Genomic DNA, 4,822 nt, shown 5'->3' with positions numbered 1-4,822 from the left:
CCGGCGAAAAAGCGTTGGAGGTCGGACTGATCCTCACCGTGTTCACGATGCGCATCGCCGCGGCGATTGGGTTCTTACAGATGAAGCGGTGGGGTCATCAGTGGATGGTCGTCACCTGCTGGATGGGCGTGGTGATCTGGTGCACCTATGTGTTCAACATGACGATGTTCGCCGATGTGCGCTACGCCGGTGTCGTGTTCCCGGTCATCGGCTGGTGGCTCTACGACATCTTCTACATCACCCCGTTTCTCGCGATCCCGTACCTGCACACGGTCAATCGCGAAATCTTCTCCGACTGACGCACCGCACATCGCTCGTCGGCTGCTTGGCCTATATGACCCCGAGGCGTTGGAAGGTGTCTTTAACACCGTCCTTCCAGTGCACCGCGCACTGACCGATCAGCTGCTCACGCCGGGTGTTGTCGGAGACGAAGGAGTCGAAGCTGATAGCGCCCTCGATGAAGCTTGGCGTAACGCCAGTAAGTTCCGCGACGTAATCGCCCATCTGCCGGTCCGACACGGGATCATTTCCAGCCCAATTCACGATTGTCGCCGGGACGGACGCGACCTCGAGGAGCAGATGCGCCTGTCTGCCGATGTCCTCCCCTCCGATCGGCGAACCCATGTTGCTATAGCCGATCGGGGCAAGCCACGGTCTGCCTTCCTTGAACGTGTTGTACTGCATGACGGGTAACCCGCCGTGGCCGGTCCAGCTGTACCCGACGTTCATCCGGGCGATGGTGGTTGGCAGCTCGAGCATCCGCGCGGCCGCGCGGACGGCCCCCTCGGACGTGATCTTGATGACCGGGTACACCTCCGCGTAGCTGGCAAGACCGCCGAGCGGATCCGTCTCGGCGTAGGCATGGTGCGGATGGTCCGCGTGCCGTTTGTACACGCAGGAGCTCGAAACATGAAGGAACGCCTCGGCCTTTCTGCAGTGCTGCATCAGCAGGGCCGATGCCTCTGCATTGTTGGTGATCGACTCGTCGTAATCGGGACTTACGTGCAAGGCCGAATGCACCACATGCGTGAAGTCGTCCGGCAGCATGGAGGTATCACCCGAATCCATGTCCCACCAGCAGGTTCTGATACCTAACGCCTCAAGTTGCGCCTTGCGTCCCGGATCGCTGAACCGCGCGGCGCACCAGACCTCGTTATCCTTGGCGAAGTTCTCGGCGATCGGACCGGCGATCTGCCCGGTCGCCCCTGTCACCAGAATCTTTCGGTCCTCAAGCATGGTCCCGTCCTTCTTCCGGTGATCGTCTCACTGCTCGTATCTTTGTAGGCCGCCGGCAGGGAGCTGTCAATGATTCTAATCAGTGACTCAAGTCAGAATCATGCGTACCCGATGGGGCGGCGCGACGGCAGTCACCGGGTTGCCGGCTTCCACTCGAGCAATTGCCTTTTGGTCCGTGCGGTCATGGAATTGTCAATGACTGTGCTCATTGACTAATATGAGGCTGAAGTCGCCTCCCCATTGAAGAGTGACTCAATTACCGCGCATACTCAGGGGTAACGTGCACAGCATCGGTCGCCCGATCCGACTTCGCCATTGACTTAGGTCAGCCAGTGGGCTACAAAGGGGACACGATGACGCCGCAGGTCAAGCACTCCGCCCGCGAGACGCGCCGGCTGCAGACGCGTCAGCGCATCCTGGGCGCGGCGATAGCTGAGTTCAAGCGTTCCGGCATGGCGGGAGCTGATGTGGGTGCGGTCGTTGCGGCTGCCGGTGTCGCGCACGGCACCTTCTACTTTCATTTCCCAACCAAAGAACACGTGCTGCTCGAGTTGGAGCGACGTGAAGAAGCACGCGTCGGCGCCGAACTCGCCCGGTTTCTAGCAGAGAACCACGACCTGGAAACCGCGTTGGCCGAGGTCACCCGCCTTGTGCTGGGGTTAGAGCAACTTCTCGGCCGACGTCTCTTCAAGGAGCTACTGGCGCTTCACTTCTCACCGTCGCGCCCACAGGCTGACGGATGGACCGACCATCCCGTGATCGTGTTGCTGGTCCGAGAGATCGAGAGGGCCCGCGGCGACGGTGAAGTCCATCCGGAAGTCGACGCGTTCTACAGCGCGACGTTCTTCCTACTCGGCATCTATGGAGTGCTGACCACCACGGACAACCCCGACACCCGCGACACAATGCTGGCCAAATTGGTCGCATCTGCGGTACGCGGTCTCGAGGTCCGATGACCCCATCGCGCCTGCAGTATCCATCAAGGAGGTCTGGAAATGGATTGGATCTGGGAGATCCTTCGCTACGTCGCCGCTTGGGGCGGCACCGGCCTGATCATCTGGTTCTGGTACTGGATGTTCTCCAGCCTCGGCACGTTCTGAGGCGTAATGGCTGAGCTCTCTGATGCGCATGCGCTAGCGATCGAGCGCAGCTGCGCCCTAACGGCGGTTGCCTTGAGCAAGCAGCGTCGCGAGGGCGTGCGCCTGGTGACCGGCGACAGGCGCCGCTTCAGCTTGAGCTCAGCGCTCGACTTCGTCTACGTCCCCTATCCCCCGATGGTCCACGACTGGACCCGCAGAACCTTGACGTGCGGTGTCGCACTTCAGTGTTCGCCGTCGAAGGATCGAATTGTCGAGTATCGGCTGCATAAGCTGTCGGCCCGGGAACTAGGTGCGCTCACGCTCATCGAGGCTGGTGTAGCTCTGGGATGGATCGCGTCAAGCTGGCCCGGGCTGCTGACCGAAATCCGGCGAGTCCTGCCAGATCTGAAGATCGCACCCGGCGAGATGGGCGCAGCGGAGATGCTCAACCGTGCGATTGCACTGGCGGGCACCGGGCAACCGCTGGGCGTTCATCCTCTGCTGGGCAGTTTGCCGTCGGCCTACACAATGCCGCAGGGATTGTCGGACAGGTTGCGACGCAGCTTTGGCAGGCTGCCGTGGACCACAACGCAGAAGCGGCTTCCGCGGGCGTACTCCGTGCCCGTGGGTGGCGACGGCGGAGTGCGTAACCCCAACCTGCCACCGCCAAGCCGACCCCAGGACAACGACCTCGACATCACTCCGGACCAGCGGCCCGGCATTCCGTATCCCGAGTGGAATGCGTGGACGAAGAGTTTTATGCGAGACCACGTCGCGGTTCTCGAGCGGGCCCAAACCAGCCGCACTCGCCAGCCTGGGCCCATCTCCGCCGACCTTCGGAAATGGTTTGAAGAACACACCCATCGCGCGATGAAGGATCGCCTCGAAGACGGCTCGGATCTGGATGTCGAACAATACGTCAGGCACTACATCGACATGGCGACCGGCGAGGCGAGCCAACCGCGTATCTTCCGCGAACTGCTGCCCGGCAGCCGCGACGTCACCACCGCGCTGCTGCTCGACGGGAGTTCGTCGTTGGGAGTGCACGGCGGGCGGATCTTCCGACTGGAATTGGCTTGTGCTGACGCGCTTTCGCGCGCAATGAACCATGCCCACGAGCGCCACGGCATCTTCGTGTTCACCGGCAACACCCGACACCGAGTCGAGGTCGGCTGCCTGAAGGACTTCGAGGATCCCCGGTTCGTACCGCCAAGCCGCCTCGGGCTGCAGACCGGCGGCTACACCCGGCTTGGCGCCCCGCTGCGCCACTTGACGAGCCGACTTCTGGCGCAGCCGTCCGAGCGGCGCCTGCTGATCGTGATCGGTGACGGCCTGATGTCCGATGAGGGTTACGAGGGCCGGTACGCCTGGGCCGATGCGGCGCACGCGGTCGAGGAGGCCAATGACGCGGGCGTCTGTATGTACTACGTCGGCGTCGGCCCGACCCGGGTCGACCCGCTCCCAGAAGTGTTCGGGCCCCGTCGGTCTCAGCGCATCCGACGAGTCGAGGAGCTTCCACGCGTGCTCGCCGACGTGCATCGTGAGCTTGTCGCCGCATGACAAACAACCAGTCCCCGGAGAAACGCGAGAGATGACCACCGACACCTATTTCGCGAACGGCAACGAAGTTCAGCTGTTCGAGTTGGCCTTTCAGCGGCGGATCCCGGTGATGCTCACCGGTCCGACGGGGTGTGGCAAGACCCGGTTCGTCGAGCACATGGGTGTGCTGTTGCGAAGGCCTGTGGTCACCATCAGCTGCCACGACGACCTCACCAGTTCGGATCTCGTCGGCCGATTCATGGTGACCGGTGGCGATGTCGTGTGGACCGACGGACCTCTCACCAGAGCGGTGAAAGCCGGCGCGATCTGTTATCTCGATGAGGTCGTGGAGGCCCGCCACGACTCGTTGGCGATCCTGCATTCGCTGACCGATCACCGCCGCGCCCTGTACCTCGACCGGGCCAACGAGGTTGTCCAGGCGCCCGAGACATTCATGCTCGTGTGCTCCTACAACCCCGCGTACCGCAGCTCACTCAAGGAACTCAAACCGTCCTTTCGCCAGCGGTTCGTCACGCTACCGATGAATTATTTGGCCGCCGATCGTGAGGCCGAGGTGATCGTCGCCGAGGCGGGCATTGGGATGGCGACGGCTATGCGGATGGTGCAATGCGCGATCGCCATCCGCACCGCGGACGAGGCCTTCCACTTTGAGCCGCCGTCCACCCGGGTTTTGGTAACTGCGGCGCAGTTGATCGCCGCCGGCGCAACCGAACTGGCGGCTGCAGATGCCTGCATCCTCGCGCCGCTGAGCAGTGACGGTGCGATCACCGACGGTCTGCGCGAAGTTGCGGCAGCCAGCCTGGCCGCCTCGAACACATTGGACGCCTCGAGCACGTCATAGAAAGGAGCAACTCGACATGGACCAACAGGAGCAGAAGCGCAAGAGGGCGCTCATCGTCTTCCAAATAGCCATCTACGGCTACTTACTGGTGATGTTCGGAATCCAG

Annotated in this window: 4 protein-coding genes and 1 pseudogene; 4 read left to right on the top strand and 1 reads right to left on the bottom strand. The window is 62.4% G+C overall.

All coding sequences use genetic code 11. The features are described 5' to 3' along the window. A pseudogene (locus ACLP4W_RS21045) lies at positions 1–299 on the top strand (hypothetical protein); the annotation flags it as partial. Positions 300–330: 31 nt separating this feature from the next. On the opposite strand, the gene ACLP4W_RS21040 reads toward ACLP4W_RS21045, so the two are convergent. Then, positions 331–1,236 (bottom strand): NAD-dependent epimerase/dehydratase family protein, encoded by a 906-nt coding sequence (locus ACLP4W_RS21040; protein ID WP_442389257.1) that lies wholly within the window; start codon positions 1,234–1,236, stop codon positions 331–333. Positions 1,237–1,589: 353 nt separating this feature from the next. Here ACLP4W_RS21040 and ACLP4W_RS21035 point away from each other — a divergent pair, with 353 nt between their 5' ends. From ACLP4W_RS21035 to ACLP4W_RS21025, 3 genes are all read left to right on the top strand, one after another. Next, positions 1,590–2,192, top strand: coding sequence for a TetR family transcriptional regulator (locus ACLP4W_RS21035; protein ID WP_442389255.1), 603 nt, complete (start codon positions 1,590–1,592; stop codon positions 2,190–2,192). Between the two features lie 150 nt (positions 2,193–2,342). Further along, positions 2,343–3,875: a nitric oxide reductase activation protein NorD gene (locus tag ACLP4W_RS21030; RefSeq protein WP_442389253.1), complete on the top strand. Its 1,533-nt coding sequence runs from the start codon at positions 2,343–2,345 to the stop codon at positions 3,873–3,875. A 31-nt stretch (positions 3,876–3,906) separates the two neighbouring features. After that, positions 3,907–4,716, top strand: a complete 810-nt coding sequence (locus ACLP4W_RS21025; RefSeq protein WP_442389251.1) for a CbbQ/NirQ/NorQ/GpvN family protein — start codon at positions 3,907–3,909, stop codon at positions 4,714–4,716. Positions 4,717–4,822: the final 106 nt, after the last annotated feature.

Source organism: Mycobacterium sp. (assembly GCF_052145595.1).
Lineage (GTDB): Bacteria > Actinomycetota > Actinomycetes > Mycobacteriales > Mycobacteriaceae > Mycobacterium.
Note: the sequence above shows the minus strand (reverse complement) of the source record. Positions and strands in the feature narration are given on the sequence as shown.

Coding starts and splice junctions, on each gene's coding strand:
- ACLP4W_RS21040 (WP_442389257.1), bottom strand. CDS start 1,236: ATGCTTGAGGACCGAAAGATTCTGGTGACAGGGGCGACCGGGCAGATC.
- ACLP4W_RS21025 (WP_442389251.1), top strand. CDS start 3,907: ATGACCACCGACACCTATTTCGCGAACGGCAACGAAGTTCAGCTGTTC.
- ACLP4W_RS21030 (WP_442389253.1), top strand. CDS start 2,343: ATGGCTGAGCTCTCTGATGCGCATGCGCTAGCGATCGAGCGCAGCTGC.
- ACLP4W_RS21035 (WP_442389255.1), top strand. CDS start 1,590: ATGACGCCGCAGGTCAAGCACTCCGCCCGCGAGACGCGCCGGCTGCAG.